The sequence below is a fragment of the Ignavibacteriota bacterium genome, from assembly GCA_013285405.1.
Classification (GTDB): Bacteria; Bacteroidota; Ignavibacteria; order Ignavibacteriales; family Ignavibacteriaceae; genus IGN2.
Genome location: CP053446.1, coordinates 2,292,677 through 2,310,256, shown reverse-complemented (window position 1 = coordinate 2,310,256; position 17,580 = coordinate 2,292,677). Strand labels below are relative to the sequence as shown.

The 17,580-nt window shown below is 35.2% G+C and carries 17 protein-coding genes; 3 read left to right on the top strand and 14 right to left on the bottom strand.

Annotation, left to right across the window (positions count from 1 at the left end):
• Positions 1–15: 15 nt before the first annotated feature.
• The 14 genes from HND39_10070 to pgeF all read right to left on the bottom strand — a co-directional run bounded on the left by HND39_10070 (position 16) and on the right by pgeF (position 13,784).
• Positions 16–696: a hypothetical protein gene (locus HND39_10070; protein QKJ96600.1), complete on the bottom strand. Its 681-nt coding sequence runs from the start codon at positions 694–696 to the stop codon at positions 16–18.
• 52 nt (positions 697–748) lie between these two features.
• Positions 749–1,396, bottom strand: a complete 648-nt coding sequence (locus HND39_10065; GenBank protein ID QKJ96599.1) for a T9SS type A sorting domain-containing protein — start codon at positions 1,394–1,396, stop codon at positions 749–751.
• On the bottom strand, positions 1,327–3,306 hold the full coding sequence (locus HND39_10060) for a hypothetical protein (protein ID QKJ96598.1): 1,980 nt from the start codon (positions 3,304–3,306) through the stop codon (positions 1,327–1,329). The genes HND39_10065 and HND39_10060 overlap by 70 nt, the downstream gene beginning before the upstream one ends.
• A gap of 131 nt (positions 3,307–3,437) precedes the next feature.
• On the bottom strand, positions 3,438–5,423 hold the full coding sequence (locus HND39_10055) for a S8 family serine peptidase (protein QKJ96597.1): 1,986 nt from the start codon (positions 5,421–5,423) through the stop codon (positions 3,438–3,440).
• A gap of 27 nt (positions 5,424–5,450) precedes the next feature.
• Positions 5,451–6,320, bottom strand: a complete 870-nt coding sequence (gene lepB, locus HND39_10050; protein ID QKJ96596.1) for a signal peptidase I — start codon at positions 6,318–6,320, stop codon at positions 5,451–5,453.
• 4 nt (positions 6,321–6,324) lie between these two features.
• Positions 6,325–8,118, bottom strand: coding sequence for an elongation factor 4 (lepA, locus tag HND39_10045; protein QKJ96595.1), 1,794 nt, complete (start codon positions 8,116–8,118; stop codon positions 6,325–6,327).
• Between the two features lie 64 nt (positions 8,119–8,182).
• Complete coding sequence (locus HND39_10040) at positions 8,183–9,142, bottom strand: Ppx/GppA family phosphatase (GenBank protein ID QKJ96594.1); 960 nt, start codon at positions 9,140–9,142, stop codon at positions 8,183–8,185.
• Positions 9,143–9,144: 2 nt separating this feature from the next.
• Positions 9,145–10,239 (bottom strand): glycosyltransferase family 9 protein, encoded by a 1,095-nt coding sequence (locus tag HND39_10035; GenBank protein ID QKJ96593.1) that lies wholly within the window; start codon positions 10,237–10,239, stop codon positions 9,145–9,147.
• Complete coding sequence (locus HND39_10030; GenBank protein QKJ96592.1) at positions 10,239–10,457, bottom strand: hypothetical protein; 219 nt, start codon at positions 10,455–10,457, stop codon at positions 10,239–10,241. Before HND39_10030 ends, HND39_10035 begins: the two co-directional genes overlap by 1 nt.
• Complete coding sequence (locus HND39_10025) at positions 10,454–11,125, bottom strand: deoxynucleoside kinase (protein QKJ96591.1); 672 nt, start codon at positions 11,123–11,125, stop codon at positions 10,454–10,456. Before HND39_10025 ends, HND39_10030 begins: the two co-directional genes overlap by 4 nt.
• Positions 11,125–11,676 (bottom strand): 2-amino-4-hydroxy-6-hydroxymethyldihydropteridine diphosphokinase, encoded by a 552-nt coding sequence (folK, locus tag HND39_10020; protein ID QKJ97960.1) that lies wholly within the window; start codon positions 11,674–11,676, stop codon positions 11,125–11,127. The genes HND39_10025 and folK overlap by 1 nt, the downstream gene beginning before the upstream one ends.
• A complete protein-coding gene (gene folB, locus HND39_10015; protein QKJ96590.1) occupies positions 11,672–12,049 on the bottom strand; it encodes a dihydroneopterin aldolase in 378 nt (125 codons plus the stop codon). The genes folK and folB overlap by 5 nt, the downstream gene beginning before the upstream one ends.
• 66 nt (positions 12,050–12,115) lie before the next feature.
• Positions 12,116–13,048 carry an EamA family transporter gene (locus HND39_10010; GenBank protein ID QKJ96589.1) on the bottom strand — a complete coding sequence of 311 codons (933 nt, stop codon included), beginning with the start codon at positions 13,046–13,048 and terminating at the stop codon, positions 12,116–12,118.
• 1 nt (position 13,049) lies between these two features.
• The gene (gene pgeF / locus HND39_10005) at positions 13,050–13,784 is read right to left on the bottom strand and encodes a peptidoglycan editing factor PgeF (GenBank protein QKJ96588.1); all 735 of its coding nucleotides are present in this window, start codon (positions 13,782–13,784) and stop codon (positions 13,050–13,052) included.
• A gap of 96 nt (positions 13,785–13,880) precedes the next feature.
• Here pgeF and surE point away from each other — a divergent pair, with 96 nt between their 5' ends.
• Genes surE through HND39_09990 form a run of 3 tightly spaced genes read left to right on the top strand, consistent with a single transcriptional unit; the run spans position 13,881 to position 17,551 of the window.
• A complete protein-coding gene (gene surE / locus HND39_10000; protein ID QKJ96587.1) occupies positions 13,881–14,660 on the top strand; it encodes a 5'/3'-nucleotidase SurE in 780 nt (259 codons plus the stop codon).
• Positions 14,660–16,807 carry a VWA domain-containing protein gene (locus HND39_09995; GenBank protein ID QKJ96586.1) on the top strand — a complete coding sequence of 716 codons (2,148 nt, stop codon included), beginning with the start codon at positions 14,660–14,662 and terminating at the stop codon, positions 16,805–16,807. The genes surE and HND39_09995 overlap by 1 nt, the downstream gene beginning before the upstream one ends.
• Before the next feature lie 15 nt (positions 16,808–16,822).
• Positions 16,823–17,551: a ComF family protein gene (locus tag HND39_09990; GenBank protein QKJ96585.1), complete on the top strand. Its 729-nt coding sequence runs from the start codon at positions 16,823–16,825 to the stop codon at positions 17,549–17,551.
• The last annotated feature ends 29 nt before the right edge of the window (positions 17,552–17,580 follow it).

Sequence of the window (17,580 nt, the reverse complement as noted above, 5' to 3'; positions counted from 1 at the left end):
ATTTTTGTTTTAAACTTAGGAAATTAATTTGAGAAAAGGTAGAAAATTTTGTTCCATCGAAAAATTCGGGTCAACATTGTAGTATGGATTTTCTATATAATCATTCAGAGGATTATAAAAACAAGAATCACCGTAGAAATAGTCTAAAAGTGCTTCAGGATCATCTATCGTTTCGCCAACAAGACAGAGCAATCTATCAACTACTACATTTCTGCTCTCGCTGTAGCCACCAATACCTGTTCTTGAATGTATTTTAAATGGTACCCCTTTGGTTATGGCAATAAACCTGATAATATTTTTTAGTGTATCACCATTTACGACAGTATTATTTAGCCAATTGGCGATGGGGATTGCAATCCTTTTATTAAAATAAATCCAGGCGTGTTTTGTAGCGCACCAAGTGTTTACGTTGAAAGTATCTACAATTGCTTCTCCTTGCTGTCGCAACTCAATGTAATGTGAATCCTGAGTCTCAGGATCAGTTATCCATTCGTTGAAAAGACTATTTAGAGCAACTATGTTTGAACTAGGGATATTCCGGGCATCTTTATAATAATTCATCACAGATATTGAAGTTTGATCTAAAGAATTATAAACAACAAGGACATGAGATGAATCGGGAAGGTTTGGTTGTGCTTCTGCAAAACTAATGCAGAGAAAAAATGATATCGAAAAAAGTAACAATGAATTTTTCATACGGTCCTCCATTATTTAAATGAAAATATACCGCTTTTTAAAGCGGAGTTGTTTACTTTAATAAAACTAATTTTTTTACATCTGAATAGCCTTTACTTGTTGTGATTCTATAAAAATATACTCCGGTTGCTAAGTCGTTCAAATCAATTTTAATAGTGTATATGCCCTTATCTTTTTCCTCATTTACTAAATCTTTGACAACTTCACCACTAATAGAATAAATAATTATTTTTACTTTTGTTTTTTCTGGTACCGAGAATGAGATATTTGTCGATGGATTAGCGGGGTTTGGATAATTCTGAAAGAGGACAAAGTTACTTAAGGACGTTTCAATCGTAATTATTCTCGAATAATTAAAATTACCATTGTAGTCAATTTGTTTTAATCGGTAAAATTGTATCGGTCTGATTAATTGGTCCTCAAAATTATATAATGATTTCTCTGATGTAGTTCCTTTTCCGGTTAGAAAGCCAATTGTCATCCAATTGTATTCGTCGAAAGATCTTTCTAATTCAAAACCATAATTATTCAACTCAGAAGCGGTGATCCATTCCAACATTACATTATGACCCTCAATAGTTGAAGTGAATGCAACTAACTCAACTGGAATGTATAAAGAATCAATATATTTTATGATGTACCCCCCACTTCCAACACCGTAACCAACCCAATTAAAAGGAGCATTAAATTTTGCAAACATTGGAATGGGGGTGTAATATCGTTCCAATTGTTTCCTTCATCTGTAGTCTCATATAAGTTAGAGAAACCTAATGTCCACCAACGACTCGTATCCGGGAAGAAGCTAAATCTTCTTGGACCATATACACCACTTACAACTTCCCAAGTAATTCCTCCATCAGTTGTATTGAGTAGATTATTATCATATTCATTAGCAAACCAACCTTCATTGTAATCTTTAAAGAAAACATCAACTGTTCCCCAAAGCTCTAGATCTGTTTGCTCAATCCAATTAGCTCCCCCATTCGTTGTCTTGAAAGGTCTTCTACCAATAATTGATGCCCAACCTGTCAGCGAATCCGTTAAATGAATACTTGTAAAAGAACCTGTTAGTGATGTTAACTGAGTAAACCAGTTTTCACCTCTGTCTGTAGATTTATAAATTACATTACTTCGTACTGCCCAGCCAATTTCCTGGTTTACAAAAAATATTTTTCCAGCTCCGCCCTGTCCTCCGTTAGGAACGTACCACGTTACTCCACCATTTGTAGTTTTATAAATTAAATTACTGCCTATAAAACCAGCAAGACTATCAAGAAAAAGTAAATCATTTCCGCTCGGTGCATCCTGGACTTTCATCCAGGTTATTCCTCCATCATTTGTCTTATATAAAGCTTGAATTTCAGATGAAATACCACTTATAGCAAATCCATTTTCCTCATCAATAAAAAACACATCAGCAAAATTATCATTCAGAAATAATCTACTCCAGTTTTCCAATCCATTTGTTCTTTTATAAAAGTTTAGTGAGTAAATCCAACCCACCTCTTCACCGCAGGAATAACCAGTTCCATCTTCAAGTAGTTGTATGTACCATTCGCTTGTCATATTTATTGGTAATCCAAACCAGCTTTGACCACGGTTGGTTGTTTTTCTTATGTTATAAACGTCTTGCACAGTATAACCTGTATCTGCATTTATAAAATCAATACAGTTTGTTGCTGAGAATACCGGTATATCCGAATTGCTTATCCAGGTTACCCCACTATCACTGCTGTAAACATTTTTTCCATTTGCTCCTGCTGCTGCAATATGCAGACTATCTATTACATCAATTGTGTATAATGCTCTTGTGTCTCCCGCCTGTATTTGTGTCCATCCGCTTCCTCCGTCTGTAGTCTTTAAAATTTTTCCTCCACCGCAGGCAATCATTCCATATTGTTCATCAATAAAATCAAGTGACCAATAGTGTTGGTTTAAACCTGTACTTACTGATTGCCAGGTTAATCCTGCATCTGTGGTTTTTAACAGAGTCTGGTTTAATCCACATACCCAGCCAAGCGTATCATTCAGCATTTGCACACCCCAAAGATCATATCCGTTTCCAACTCCGCTTGTCACCTGAATAAAGTTTTCACCTCCATCACTTGAGCGAAGTATTATTCCATCATATCCAGTAACCAAAACTATTTGTCCATTATAACTGTGAGTTTTTAATAATAGATTAGTAACTGGTGTTGATAATATTGTCCAGGAACTTCCTCCATCCATAGTTTTTATAACAGCACCACTTTGTCCGCAAGCCCAACCGGTATCTTTGTTGACGAAGTGTAATCCAAGGTATGTAACTCTGGGTACTTTTGGATTCAGTTCAGTCCAAACACCAGTTCCCGTTGTTATTTTATTTAAATGATTTGTACCACTTGTCCCGATAAAATCGGGATAACCAAGCGGAAAAACTTCTTCTTTAGGTTGTGCATATTTCTGAACAGGCGGAAGATTGTTAGGGTCTAAACGTCGGTAATCAAATCGGTGGTGTTGTTTGTCTTTTGTACTATCAACTGCTTGGGCATAGTCCAAGGAAGCAAACAATAGTAAGACAAGCAGCAGTGAGAGGAGAAAATCAAATTTCAGGGATTTTTTGTTAAACATATAAATACCCGTGATAATTGTTGATTTAATTTTAAAAAATTAATTTTTGAAAAGCAAAAAATAAATGAATGAAGATTTCATAAAGGTTCTGAACACTAGCTCATAAATACTTTTAAAAAAGAAGAATCAATCTATCTCAATAAAACTAGATTTCTACTGTATTTTTTACCATTGAGATCAATTAGGAAATAATATGCTCCACTTGATAGTTCTTCTCCGCTGCCATTCCTGCCATACCAATCGAATCTAAATTCTTCTCCAGCAGTAACAGCATTGTAATATCCAACTTGCTGCCCAAGCGGGTTAATAATTCTTATCGTAAGATTTTCATTTCCGGATGTTTTAATTGAAACTGAATTAAAACTGTGTTGTAAAGGATTAAAGGGATTTGGATAAGGTTCACTGACGATATAATCCAGATAAGTATGAACAAGATCCGTATTCAATGTTATGTCGAGAGAGCCATAGTAAAATCTGTAATTGCCGCTAACAGGTTCTCTGAAAGTAGCACCAGTGTTATCATCATAAGTAAAATAAAAATCCACGAGATCATCGTTAAACAGATACGGAAGTTTAATAAAGTATTTCAGATTGCCGTCAAATTGCATTTGACTTTCAGTATAATCAACACCGTTTGTTGAATAGTGAATATAAACTGTCTGCGGAAAAATATTTTCTTGAGTGAGAAACATTTTGTTTATAATAAACGTTCCAGATGATGCTTTCAGATTAGGAAATTCTATTGCTCTGACTGCAGAAAGTAATCCGTAGCCTCTTTCATTATTCGGTGAAGAACTATTGTCAGCAGTTTCAATGAGAATATTTCTTACCTGACTGTTTTTTAAATGCGGATAAGCAGATAATAACAACGCCGCAATTCCGCTTGCAATCGGTGCAGCAACAGAAGTCCCGCTTGCTGTGGAATAACCTGAAAAATTTCCTGCCGCAGCACAATAAACACCAACTCCCTGGGTTACAACCTCCGGTTTTATTCTGCCATCATAGCTTGGTCCGCGGCTGCTGAATGATGCAATTACATTTTCATTGGTAACCGCCCCTATTGCAAGTGTATTTATTCCATCAGCAGGAGCAGTAATGTAATACCATGAAGTTCCTCCTTCATTTCCGGCAGAAGAAATTGTCATCACACCTTTTCTGAACGCAATTTCAACAGCTTGTGTAACTATCGTTGTCCTGCCATCCATATCACTGTACGAATAAGAAAATTCTGGCGGATCAAAAGTGCTGTAACCAAGAGAACTGCTGGTGATATCAACTCCATAACTTTCCATCCATTCGAGTGCGGCAGCATAATTATCTTCCTCAATATGCTTTTCACTTCGGATATCTTCTGTTTTTGCAAGAATAAAATCAGCACCATAAGCCGATCCAATCAATGAACTATCCTTAAATCCTCCAACGATTGAGAAGACGAGTGTTCCATGATTGTGCTGAGCAGGAACATCAAGCGAATCGTTTGCTGTTGAGTTGTCTTTGAAAATGAAATCATATTCTGCCACAACGGTAGCATCTTTTAAAGATTCATGATTCTTCCAGTTGAATCCTGTGTCAAGAAGACCGAGTAGAACTCCCTCACCGGTTATTCCTTTTGAATGAACTTCAGGAATATCAGAAAGCTGAAGTTGAGCGAATGAAGGTCCGTAATCAAAAAGAAATGAATTGTCAGTCTGCTTTAGGAAATTATTTGATTCCAAAATTTCCGGAGCTTTGAATACAAAATTTTTAACCTGTTCGATCTTTTCAACAAATGGTAACATAGATATTTTGTTTTTTTCATCTTCAGTCAGATATGCACTGATCGCATTGAACCATCTGAGTTTATTTTCGATCTTGATTCCAAGCTGCTCAAGCTGAGAAACATAATCAGGATTGATTGGAAGGTCTTCGTAAGTGATGATATCATCTTCGCCGAGAGTTTTAATTCTTCGCTCGATACTTTTTTCAGAAAGTAATGAAAGTGCTGATAAAAAAATCGGATTGTTCTTCTGAAGATTTACGTTTTCTTCAACACCTTTATCTTTGAAATAAATGAGATACTTCGTCTGTGGAAAAACAGAAAAGGACAATAATAATGTAAAAGAGAGAATATACTTCATAATAACACTCTCAAACTTTGTAGAAAATTAATTCATCCCCTTGAAAATTCTATCTGCTCTGATTGCAGAAAGAAAACCGAGCGGTCCTGGTGCAACTTTTTCAGAATCATACGACCAGTAAACGAACAATGCTTTGCCGAAAATCATATTGTCTGTAATAAATCCAAAATTTCTGCTATCCATACTTTCGTCAAAATTATCCCCAACAACAAAATAATGATCCTGGGTCAGGACGTATTCAAAGATTGCTCTGCCATCCAATGTTACGAGAGTTCCTTCAGACAATAGTGATCTTTCACCATGATCCATAACAATTACTGATTGCCATCTTTCAAAAGTTTCCGGAGAAATTTTTATTGTGTCTCCTTTAGCCGGAATAATAATAGGTCCATAACTTAATCTATTCCATTTCGCACCGGGCGGATAAATCGTTTCTGTTTTACTAAGGATTTCATCGTTTGATAAATGCGGTTTTTTAAATGTTGATGGAAGCATTACTACTTTTCCATTCACGAAAACGTTTCCCTCAGTTATTCTGAGAGTATCATGCGGACCAGCAACTACCCTTTTAACATACTTCGATCCGCTTTTTTTCGGATCAGTTTCATAACCTTCAGGAAATTGAAATATTACAACATCATTAATTTCCGGTTTTCCGATTTCAAAAAGTTTTGCATAAGGAATGGAAATATTAGTAAATGGGATTTCTTTGGGGGTAGTAATATTATATGCGAATTTATTTGCAATAATAAAATCGCCGGGCATTAATGTGTTTTCCATCGATGAGCTTGGAATCCGGAATGCATCAATAGCAAAAGCTTTAATCAGGACAGCAATAAGAATTACCCAAAAAATTATTTTAATCAGCTTTCCGAGTTTAGAAGTAAAATTCCCCATAAAATTATTCCTCAATTTGCAGAACTGCTAAAAACGCTTCCTGTGGAATTTCCACATTTCCTACTTGCTTCATTTTTTTCTTTCCTTCTTTCTGTTTCTCAAGCAGTTTTCTTTTTCTTGTTATGTCGCCTCCATAACATTTTGCAAGCACATTTTTCCTCAATGCTTTGACCACAGACTTTGAAATTACTTTTGTCCCGATTGCAGCCTGAATCGAAACTTCAAACATCTGTCTTGGAATTAAATCTTTAAGTTTGTTGCAGACTTTTCGTCCCCAATCGTAAGCTTTATCTCTGTGTACAATCATAGATAATGCATCAACGGGATCACCATTAAGTAAAATATCAAGCTTCACAAGATCAGATTCGCGGTAACCAATATATTCATAATCAAAAGAAGCGTAACCACGAGTTGTTGATTTCAGTTTATCGTAAAAATCGAAAATTATTTCTGAAAGCGGAAACTCAAATTGGAGATCAGCCCTTGTCGGATCAAGATAAGTTGTGTTTTTGTATGTACCTCTTTTATCCATCGAGAGTTTCATGATGTTTCCTACAAATTCACTCGGAGTAACAATCTGTGCTTTGATGTACGGCTCTTCAATCATTTCAATTTCTCCAATCGGAGGCATTTCAGCCGGATTATCAACAACCAATTTTTCACCACGTTTATTATAAACCTGATACTCAACATTCGGCAGAGTTGTAATTATCGTTTGATTATACTCTCTGTGTAATCTTTCCTGAACAATTTCCATATGAAGAAGTCCCAGAAATCCACAGCGAAATCCAAAACCAAGAGCCGCAGAAGTTTCAGGCTGATAAATTAAAGCAGAATCATTCAATCTGAATTTTTCAAGAGCATCACGCAGCCCTTCGTAATCATCCGAGTCTGTTGGATAAAGTCCGCTGTAAACCATCGGCTTAACTTCTTTGTAACCGGGAAGAGGTTTCTCTGCTCCATTTTTTGCGTGAGTAACTGTATCACCCACTTTCGCTAATTTAACTTCTTTGATACCTGCAATCAGATAGCCAACGTTTCCGGCAGAAAGTTCATCGACTTTAACTTTTTTTAACCCGAGTACGCCGATTTCTTCCGCTTCCATTGCTTTATCAGCAATAAAAAATTTTATTTTATCATTCGTACGAATTGTACCATTGAAAAGTCTGATGAATGCAATCGCGCCACGATATGAATCAAACTTCGAATCAAATATTAACGCCTGAAGCGGTGCATTCGGATCGCCTTTTGGCGGTGGAATCTTTTTTACAATTTCTTCAAGCAGTTCATCAATTCCGATGTTTGCTTTTGCACTAACTTTTAAAATATCTTCTTCTTTGCATCCGATTAAATCGATAACCTGATGTGAAATTCTATCAACTTCAGCGCTCGGCAGATCTATTTTATTCAGAACAGGAATTATTTCAAGTCCTGCATCGAGTGCGAGATAAAGATTGCTGATAGTTTGAGCTTCAACTCCCTGTGCAGCATCTACAACAAGCAGCGCACCTTCGCATGCAGCCAGTGAACGGGAAACTTCATAACTGAAGTCAACGTGACCGGGAGTATCAATTAAGTTAAGAATATAATTTTCACCGTCTTTAGCTTTGTAATGCATCTGGATAGCGTGAGACTTAATTGTAATTCCTCTTTCTCTTTCGAGATCCATATCATCCAGAACCTGAGCCTTCGCTTCACGTTCAGTAACAGCACCGGTTTTCTCCAGAAGTCTGTCGGCAATTGTGGATTTACCGTGATCTATATGTGCAATTATGCAGAAGTTTCTTATCTGTTCCATTGAAATAAAATAAATTAAGTGTAAATATAACGAGGGGTGTGTTCTAATTAAAGGTATGTCAAAGTTAAAAAACTAAAGACTGAAATTCTTTCATTCTTGAAATCGTGTCGATTATAATTCCTTCCCTCAGTGCATTTTCAGAGACTGTCATTTCATTAAGTTTAAATTTGTCAAAGACTTCACTGAGAATCAGCAATCCGGCTGGAATTATATCCGCTCGTTTTATTTCCATTCCTTCAATGAATAATCTGTCAACAGGTGATTCGCACTTTAAAACATCGGATGTTAAATTATAAATTTCACCTGCACTAAAAGCAAAATCATTCATACTCTTTTTGAATTTGCCGCTTCTTCTAAATGAAATTATTGATGCTGCTGCTACAATAGTTCCCGAACTTCCGATTGCAAATTCAAAATCATGATTCGGATGAAGATTTATGTTAGCATTAAGTTTATCTTTAATATACTGCCTGCACATTTCAATTCCGGATTCACTTAGATGGTAATCAGGAAAAAACATTTTGCTAAGCCGGACTGCGCCAATTTTAATGCTCTCAGAAAATTCAGAAATACCAGATTCACCTAAAAGGAATTCGGTACTTCCACCGCCAATATCAACACAAAGCACTCGTTTGTCATATACATCAAGTGCGTTCTGCACGCCAAGATAAATTAACTCAGCTTCAGTTTTACCATCAACTGCCTCAACATTAATTTCTGTTTCTTCAAACACACGATCAATAAATTCGCTTTTGTTTTTGGCTTCTCTGATTGCACTGGTTGCGATTGCTCTTACATCAGCTTTGTAAAATTGAGCGATTTTTGCAAAGTCTTTCAGCACATCGATCGCTTTTTCCATTTCGCCTTCAGAAATCCAGGTAAATTCTTTTCCCCTGTGTGATCCAAGTCGAATCACTTCCCTCTCACGGTCAATTATTTTAAATGAACCATCACTCTTCACCTGAACGATAATCAAATGGAAAGAGTTTGTGCCCATATCAATTGCGGCAATGCACTTGTTCATTTTTATTTTTCCTTATCATTTAAAATTAATTCGCACAGATGATAAACATCATTAATGGAAACATCATCAATCAACTCGGATTTTCTGACAAAATATTTATCCACTCCAATCGGAGCCCAGTTGAACGGATTTGTTGGTCCAAAAATACTAATTTGCGGAGTATTGGTTGTTCCAGCAACATGCATTATCCCAGTATCATTAGAGATGAAAAGATCAGACACCGAAATTAATGCTGCAATCTGAGGGATAGGTTTATTAATAAATTTACCAAATTTGATTTCACAGTGATTGGACAGATAATCTAATTCTTCATTCTCAGCCCAGCCTCCGGTAAGATAAAAATTTGCATGATAATTTCTATCAATTCTTGCAACGATTGCAGCATATTTATCGAGTGACCATCGGTTGACTGGTTTTCCTGCACCAACATGAAGTCCGATTAAAAATTTTTTCTCTTTATCAGCAAACTCATCAATAAATTTTTTTGCTGCTGATGCATCATCATCGTCAAAGAAAATTTCTGATTTGAAATTTTGAGTACTTATTCCAAAAGGTCTTACGATATCAAGAATTCGTTCTGACACATTTGAATCAGGGTGATTTCTCCAATCAAGATTTACTCTCCTGTCAAAAAAGAAAGAACTCCTGTTAAATTTTCCATCCAGAGATTTTGCACCGATCCGAATTTTAGAATTTGACAATCTTGCCAGTAGATCACTTGTAAATGAAATTGATACGGTTGCAGGAACAATTGCGAGGTCATATTTCTCTCTTAATAATTTGAACAACCTCACCGCATACATTGGATTAAAGAATTTTCTTTTATCGAAGATGAAGGTTCTGTCAATTAATTTATTTTTTGCAATGCCGGGATAATTGTCCGGACTTACAACAAGGGTTATATAACAATCCGGATAAGTTTCCTTCAATGCTCTTAACAGCGATACACTGGCAAGCAAATCGCCAAGTTGATTATGCTGCCTTATGATAATAATTTTTTGCGGGGAATTAATTTCCTTTGAGGAATTTTCAGTAACAGTGAAAAATATTTTAAAAAATGTATAAACTATATTTGATGCAAGGTTATTTGCAGACATTATTTCTTCGGTGATTCTGTTTCATCTTCTGAAGAAGTGATATCACGGAAGTCAGCTTCCTGCACATTTTTATATTTGTTTTTCAGGTTGGCTGCCCTCTCTTTGAGATCATCAACATTCGGTCTTGATCCGGATTTATAATTTGACATCAGCTTAAAAAATTTAAACGCGAATAAAACAAGTATTGCAATTGCACCATAAAGAATGATTCTGGTCATAAAATCCTCCTCGTCTCAGGATTAAAATATTCTGTAAACCCTCTGTCTTCTCTGAATATCTGTTTAAACAATTCATCAAAATCATTCTCGTTATGAACGAAGTCAATTTCAGATGAGTTAACTATCAGCAGCGGAGTTGAATTGTATCTGAAGAAATAGTGATTGTAAGCTTCGCTCAATTCTTCAAGATAGCTTCTTGTAATTGCTCTTTCAATTTTACGGTTTCTTGTTTTGATATTATAAAGCAGTCTTTCAGTGCTTGACTGAAGAAAGATTACCAGATCAGGTTTTCGCAGCGTTCGCGCTAATAACGGATAAATACTTTCGTATAGATTTAATTCATCTTTACTGAGGTTCAGATAAGCAAATACTCTGTCCTTTTCAAAAATGTAATCACAAACAAGATGTTCAGAGAATAAATCTTCCTGGTTCAGTTCCTGCTGCTGCTTGAATCTATTAATCAGGAAAAACATTTGTGTCTGGAAAGCAAATCGTTTCCTATCCACATAAAATTTTTCAAGGAAAGGATTATGCTCAAACTGTTCAAAGATAAGTTTTGCGTTTAGTCTCTCACCGATTTTTTTTGCAAGACTTGTTTTACCGGCACCAATAACGCCTTCAATGGCTATGTATCGCAGATCATTATTTAAATTTTGTTTATTGGTCATTATATCAAAACTTTATGAGAAATTTTCCTGATGATGTACGTTTTATTGTTTGAGACCAAAGACTGATTTTGTTCCTGCATTAAAATACTAATTTCGCAGATTTTTTTGTTTATCACCGGATGTACAAAATCAGGAGCAATTTCGGATAACGGTACTAAAACAAAATCCCGGTTGAGCATATCTTTATGAGGTATAGTAATTTCGTCATCCGAATAAATCAAATCATTAAAGAACAAAATATCGAGATCAATTTCTCTCGGTCCCCATTTAACTGTTTCTTTCCTGCCCGCTTTTTTCTCAATTGATTTTAAAAATCTGAACAGAACAATTAAATCAAGTTTTGTTTTTATTTTGAAAACTGCATTGAAAAAGTTACTTTGAATAACCTCTCCGTATGGAGTCGATTCATAAATTGATGATACTATTTCAACTTCACAATCCGGATTGGAATCAATTAGCTCGATTGCATACTCAATATTATTGATCTTAACACCAACGTTTGAACCAATACCTATGTAAACAGTATTCTTAATTTTATTTACCGGATTAATCTTTTAGTTCAGTTTTTTCTTTAATCACTTCTGCTTCGACGCAATCTACAACTCCGCCAAGCGGTGGATTGTTTTTTCTGACTCTCACAGCAACTTTTAATATTTTATCAAACTGCTTCAATAACTCATCGGCAATTTCAACGGCAAGCGATTCAATTAAATAATATTTTTGTTTGACTGTAAACTGGTTCAGGAAAGAATAAACCTTGTAATAGTCAACAGTCTTCTTCAAATCATCTTCCGAGGCTGCGGAGGAGAAATCAGTATAAATATCTATATCTGCTTCAAACTTTCCACCAACATACTGCTCTTCATTACTAACTCCGTGATAGCCGTAAAACGTCGCATTCTTTATTCTTATAATGTTTGTCATTTTCCTAAATGAAATTTTTTATACAGTCAAAATTAAATAAATGTTAATAAAGATGAATTGAAGTTTTTAATGAATTTCACTTGATTCGATTTTGATTATTGAACCTTTTCTCAGCTTGAAAATACTATCCAGATTTGCCCAGATAACACCTGTGAGAACTAAAGCCGTTCCTGTAAAATGTCTGGTTGAAAGAACTTCATCATAAAGAAAATAGCCAAGCACTAATGCAACTACAGGAGTTATGAAAGCTATTAACGAAAGTATTACCACGTTAATATGTTTAATCAACCAGTATAATGATGTGAATGTTACAACGCTTCCAAACGCAGCAAGATATAAAATTGATAAAACAGCATTCTCATTAAATTTTAATGTTGAAAGATCTTCAGAAAAAAATGAAATAATTATCATTGCGAATCCGGCAATTACCATTGGGATAAAATTCATTGATAAAGGATGAAGATGATGTCCAAACTTTTTAATGGAAATTGCAATCCATGCTTGCATTGTGCCGCTTACTACAACAGCAAACATTCCGATCAGGTAATCTGAAATATCTCCACTAAATGAATCAGAAAAGATCACGACGATTCCGATGAAACCTAAAATTGTTCCAAATATTTTATAAAACCCGATAGGCTCTTCTTTCATTCTTAAATAAGAAAATATCACAACCCAGAAAGGATAAACACCGAACAATACTGCTGCCATCCCTGATGGAACAAATTGTTCAGCCCAATAAACCAGACCGAATGGAATTACGAATGAAAAAAATCCCATCATAATGTATAACCTGATTGCAACTTTGTCAGTTTGGAGAATAATTTTCTTAATCTTCATTAGTGCAAATACAAGAACCGATGCAAGAATAAAACGAACTGCGGCAGAAAAAATCGGAGTGAGTGATTCAAGTCCAATCCTGATAGCGAGCCATGTTGATCCCCAGATGAAACAAAGAACTGTATAAGCAATCACAATTTTTATTGTCATTTTGTTCATTTCATTCTCTGATTGCGATTACACCTAATGCTCTGCCCGATCTGCTTCCGTCACGTCTGTACGAATGAAGCAGATTGGAATATTCGAAGCTGCATAGTTTGGAAACCTGAATATTTTTTTCTTTTACTCCTTCGATAATCAGCATATTAAAATTAGCACGGGCAAGGTCCAGGTAAAGTTTGTTTTCTTTTTTTAGAATAAATTTTTCATCAAACTTAGCCGCAACTTCTTTACCAACTTCGTAATTTTTTTGGGAGATGGATGGTCCGATATAGCAAAACAAATCTTTTGAGTTGCTTGAAAATTCATTCTTCAATCTCCTGATTGTTTTTTTTAGAATTTGCTTTTCAGTTCCTTTCCAGCCTGAATGAACTGCAGCTATTATTTTTTTCACAGGATCGAAAATAAATATTGCGGGACAATCAGCACTGCTTATTGCCAAACCAAGATTTTTTGTTTTGGTAATCAATGCATCGCTTTCACCACAGTCTCCGTAAGTTTCAACATAATTTATTTTATCGTCATGCACTTGCTTTTGAAAGCTGACAGTTGACGCGCTCAAACCAAGTTCATTAAAAAATAAATTTCTATTTGCATCAACGTTTACTTTTTCATCTCCAACGCTGAAGGACATATTAAAATAATAGGGTGGATTTACATTTGGACCGGGTTTGGTGGAAAAACCAAAAGTGATTTCATGAAACTGATTAAAGATAAATGGTTTGATGATTAGCATAATTAAGGTTTCAGGCTGCTAAATCAGATTGAGAGTATATCACTTTAGTATTATATTAGCACGGTTATATTTAAAACATCAATTAAGGCAAATATATTGAAAATATTAGTAACTAATGACGATGGAATTTATTCTGCAGGAATAGCAGCATTAGTTGAAGCACTGAAGGAAATAGCTGAAGTTATTGTGGTTGCACCAAGTGAAGAACAAAGTGCTGTCGGTCATGGAATCACTATGAAATATCCATTGAGAGTTTTTAAATATCACAAAAACGGAAACTTCTTCGGATATGCGGTTGAAGGAACCCCCGCCGATTGTGTTAAGATGGGAATAAGAAATATTATGGGTGAATCTCCTGACCTGGTTATATCCGGAATAAATCATGGTTCAAATACAGCAATAAATATTATTTATTCAGGAACAGTTTCAGCAGCAAGAGAAGCAGCAATAATGGATGTTCCTGCAATTGCTATTTCAGTTACAAGTCACGAAGCAAAAGATTTCAAGTATGCAGGCAAAGTAGCAAAGTATCTTTCTGAAAAAATAGTGCGGTACGACCTACCACGCGGAACTTTAATGAATGTTAACGTTCCGAATATACCCGAAGAAGAAATCGCAGGTATTCTTGTTACTAAACAAAGCAAGGCTAAATGGGACGATATTTATGAAAAGAGAACTGATCCATTCGGCAAAGATTATTACTGGCTAACAGGAAAACTGGTTGAAGTTGAAAATGAAAATCAAACAGATCAGAGCGCAATTAAAAACAAATATGTGTCTGTCACTCCAATTCATTTTGATCTTACCGATTATGATACTTATGAAAAAATGAAAAACTGGGGTATAGAAAAGAACAATAATCAAAATGCAAAATAATGTTTGGTTACGAAGACATTAATTTAACACTCACATTCCCGGTAATATATCTTTTCCTGTCTTTATTTTTAATTGCCGCTTACTCATTCTATGTTTACCGATATACAATTCCTCAGATTCAGCCATTCAAAAAAATAGTACTGGTAACTTTGCGTGTATTAGCTTTACTTATTTTATGTTTGATACTTTTTGAACCGATACTCAACCTCAGTAAAAAATTAACTCTTGAACCGTCTAATTTTGTTTTCATAGATAACTCCCGTTCAATTCGGATTGATGACGGAACGAACCGCCTTTCAACTATAAAAAAAATAGTGAATGATTTTTCGGTAAATGCATCTGAAAGCAATTTAACTTTTTATGAGTTTGGCAATTCTGTTAAACCAATTGATGTTGATAGCCTTGATAAATTAAATTTTTCAGATGGGGCTACAAACTTACAGGATGTGTTCAAGACAGTTCAAAACTCAGAAAAAAATATTGCTTCTGTTACTATAGTCAGTGATGGAGTTATAACGTCAGGAAGTAATCCATATTACGATGCAATAAACCTCGGTATCCCGGTGTTTACCATTGGGATCGGAGATACAACCCAGCACACAGATGTTGAAATAAAAAAAGTTTTGCACAACGATATTGTTTATGTCGAAACTCCGACAAACATAATCAGCACCATTTCGAACAAAGGGTTTTCAGGCGATTTGATAACAGCAGCTTTGTATGAGGATAATAAATTTATTTCACAGCAAACAGTGAAACTGAGTCCATCAGGAATACAAAATATAACTTTCGATTATAGTCCTCAAAGCAGCGGAGAAAAAAAACTTAGTATTCAATTGTCTTCGCTTAAAGGTGAATTTACAACAGCAAATAACAAGCAGGTATTTTATGTTAACGTTCTGTCAAATAAAATTAAAGTCCTGCTGCTGGCATCGAGTCCGAATGCAGATATTACTTTTATTAAAAACGCACTGAAGAGAGATGAAAACATCCAGGTAAATTCAATTGTGCAAATATCATATAATAAATTTCAAAATGAACTGAACTATAATGTTATCGACAGTGCAGACGTTTTATTTCTGATTGGATTTCCTTCCGACAAAACACCTCAGGAGTTATTGAGTCGTGTAATCACTAAAATTAAAGACAAGGAAACTCCCTTCTTCTTCACACTTTCTTCAGGAATTAGTATCAACAAGCTGCAAAGTTTCGGTAACGTATTGCCTTTTAATATCATTCAGATGATCGGTGGTTCGAAAGAAGTTCAACCTTATCTTTTGCCTGAACAAGCTGCTAATCCGATATTTCAGCAAACTGATAAAAACCCATTGAATGATTGGAATAATCTTCCACCGGTTTCGCAGCCGAATGCAGTATTCTCTCCGAGAGTGGAAAGTAAAACTCTTGCACAGATTAAAATGAATAATAACGTAGTCAACTCACCATTAATTATTTCAAGCAGTTTCAGTGGTCGGAGATCAATCGCTGTTTTGGCAAAAGATATCTGGAAATGGAAATTGCAGATTGCACCAAAGGGGCTTGATTTGTTTGACAGTTTCATAGTGAATTCTTTACGCTGGTTGAGAACCGGTGTAGATCAGAAGTTGGTTCGGGTGAACACGTCAAAGAAGAATTATTCACAGGGTGAAAGAGTTGAATTCACTGCCGAAGTTTTCGATGAATCGTTGAACCCGGTTTCGGATGCCGGAATTAAAATCAAAATCACTTCACAAAAAAATAATTATGAAACCGATATGCAGAACATTGGTTCGGGATTATATGAAGGGTCAATAATAATTAATGAGACGGGAGATTTTAAGTACTCAGCCGAAGCAGTAGTGAATAACCATTTACTGGGTAAAGATGAAGGCAGTTTCAATATTGGCGAGATTGATATTGAGATGGCAAATCCTGTAATGAACTACTCTTTATTAAATCTGATGGCAAATGAATCGGGAGGTGAATTTTTCTTTGCAAATGATTATTCATCATTGCTGAATAAGCTTAAAGAATTGAAAATTAATTCTTCAAAAGAAAAAATAGTTACTTCAGAAATTGCACTTTGGTCTGATACCTGGCTGCTCGTTATTGCTGTACTTCTGTTTTCGTTTGAATGGTTTTTACGTAAGAGAAACGGAATGTTATAACTATTTTATGTTCGAGTGAAATCAGTGTTTACATATTTCATAGATTTTTTCCTGCCAAGATTCTGTCCTGGGTGTAATAATAAATTATCACCAAAAGAAAACCCCGTCTGCGAAACGTGTCTAAGCAGTTTATTAGTTATTGACGAAGAAAAACTTTCAGACGAGTATGAAAAGAATTTTGCTCTTTCACATTTTGTTGATGACTATTACGCCGCCTATATTTTTGAAATAGGCAAGACTCTTCAGCATATTATCCACGCATTGAAATATAAGAAACAGTTCAAGCTTGGCATTTTTTTAGGTCAAATACTTGGTGAAAGAATAAAATTACGTGGCTGGCAAATTGACATTATTCTGCCAATACCTATTCATCGCCTAAAAAAAATTGAAAGAGGATTTAATCAATCTGACTATCTTGTTAAAGGAATAACAAAAGAGCTAAACATCACCAATTCAACGAACACAATTAAGCGAACGCGACATACAGAATCACAGACGCGATTAAATATGGCTGAAAGAGCAAAAAATGTTTCCGATGCATTTAAAGTTCGTAAACCTGAAAAAATTATGGATAAAAATATTTTACTTGTAGATGATGTTAGTACGACTGGTGCGACAATTCAGGAATGTGCAAAAATTTTAAAGCAATCAGGAGCGAGAAAAGTATTTGCCTGTACAGTTGGTACGACTTCATTTGAAAATGAATACGCAACATTTTCTCAGGTGCGGATACTCCGGGATTAGAGATTCTTATTTGTCACACAGATTTTAAT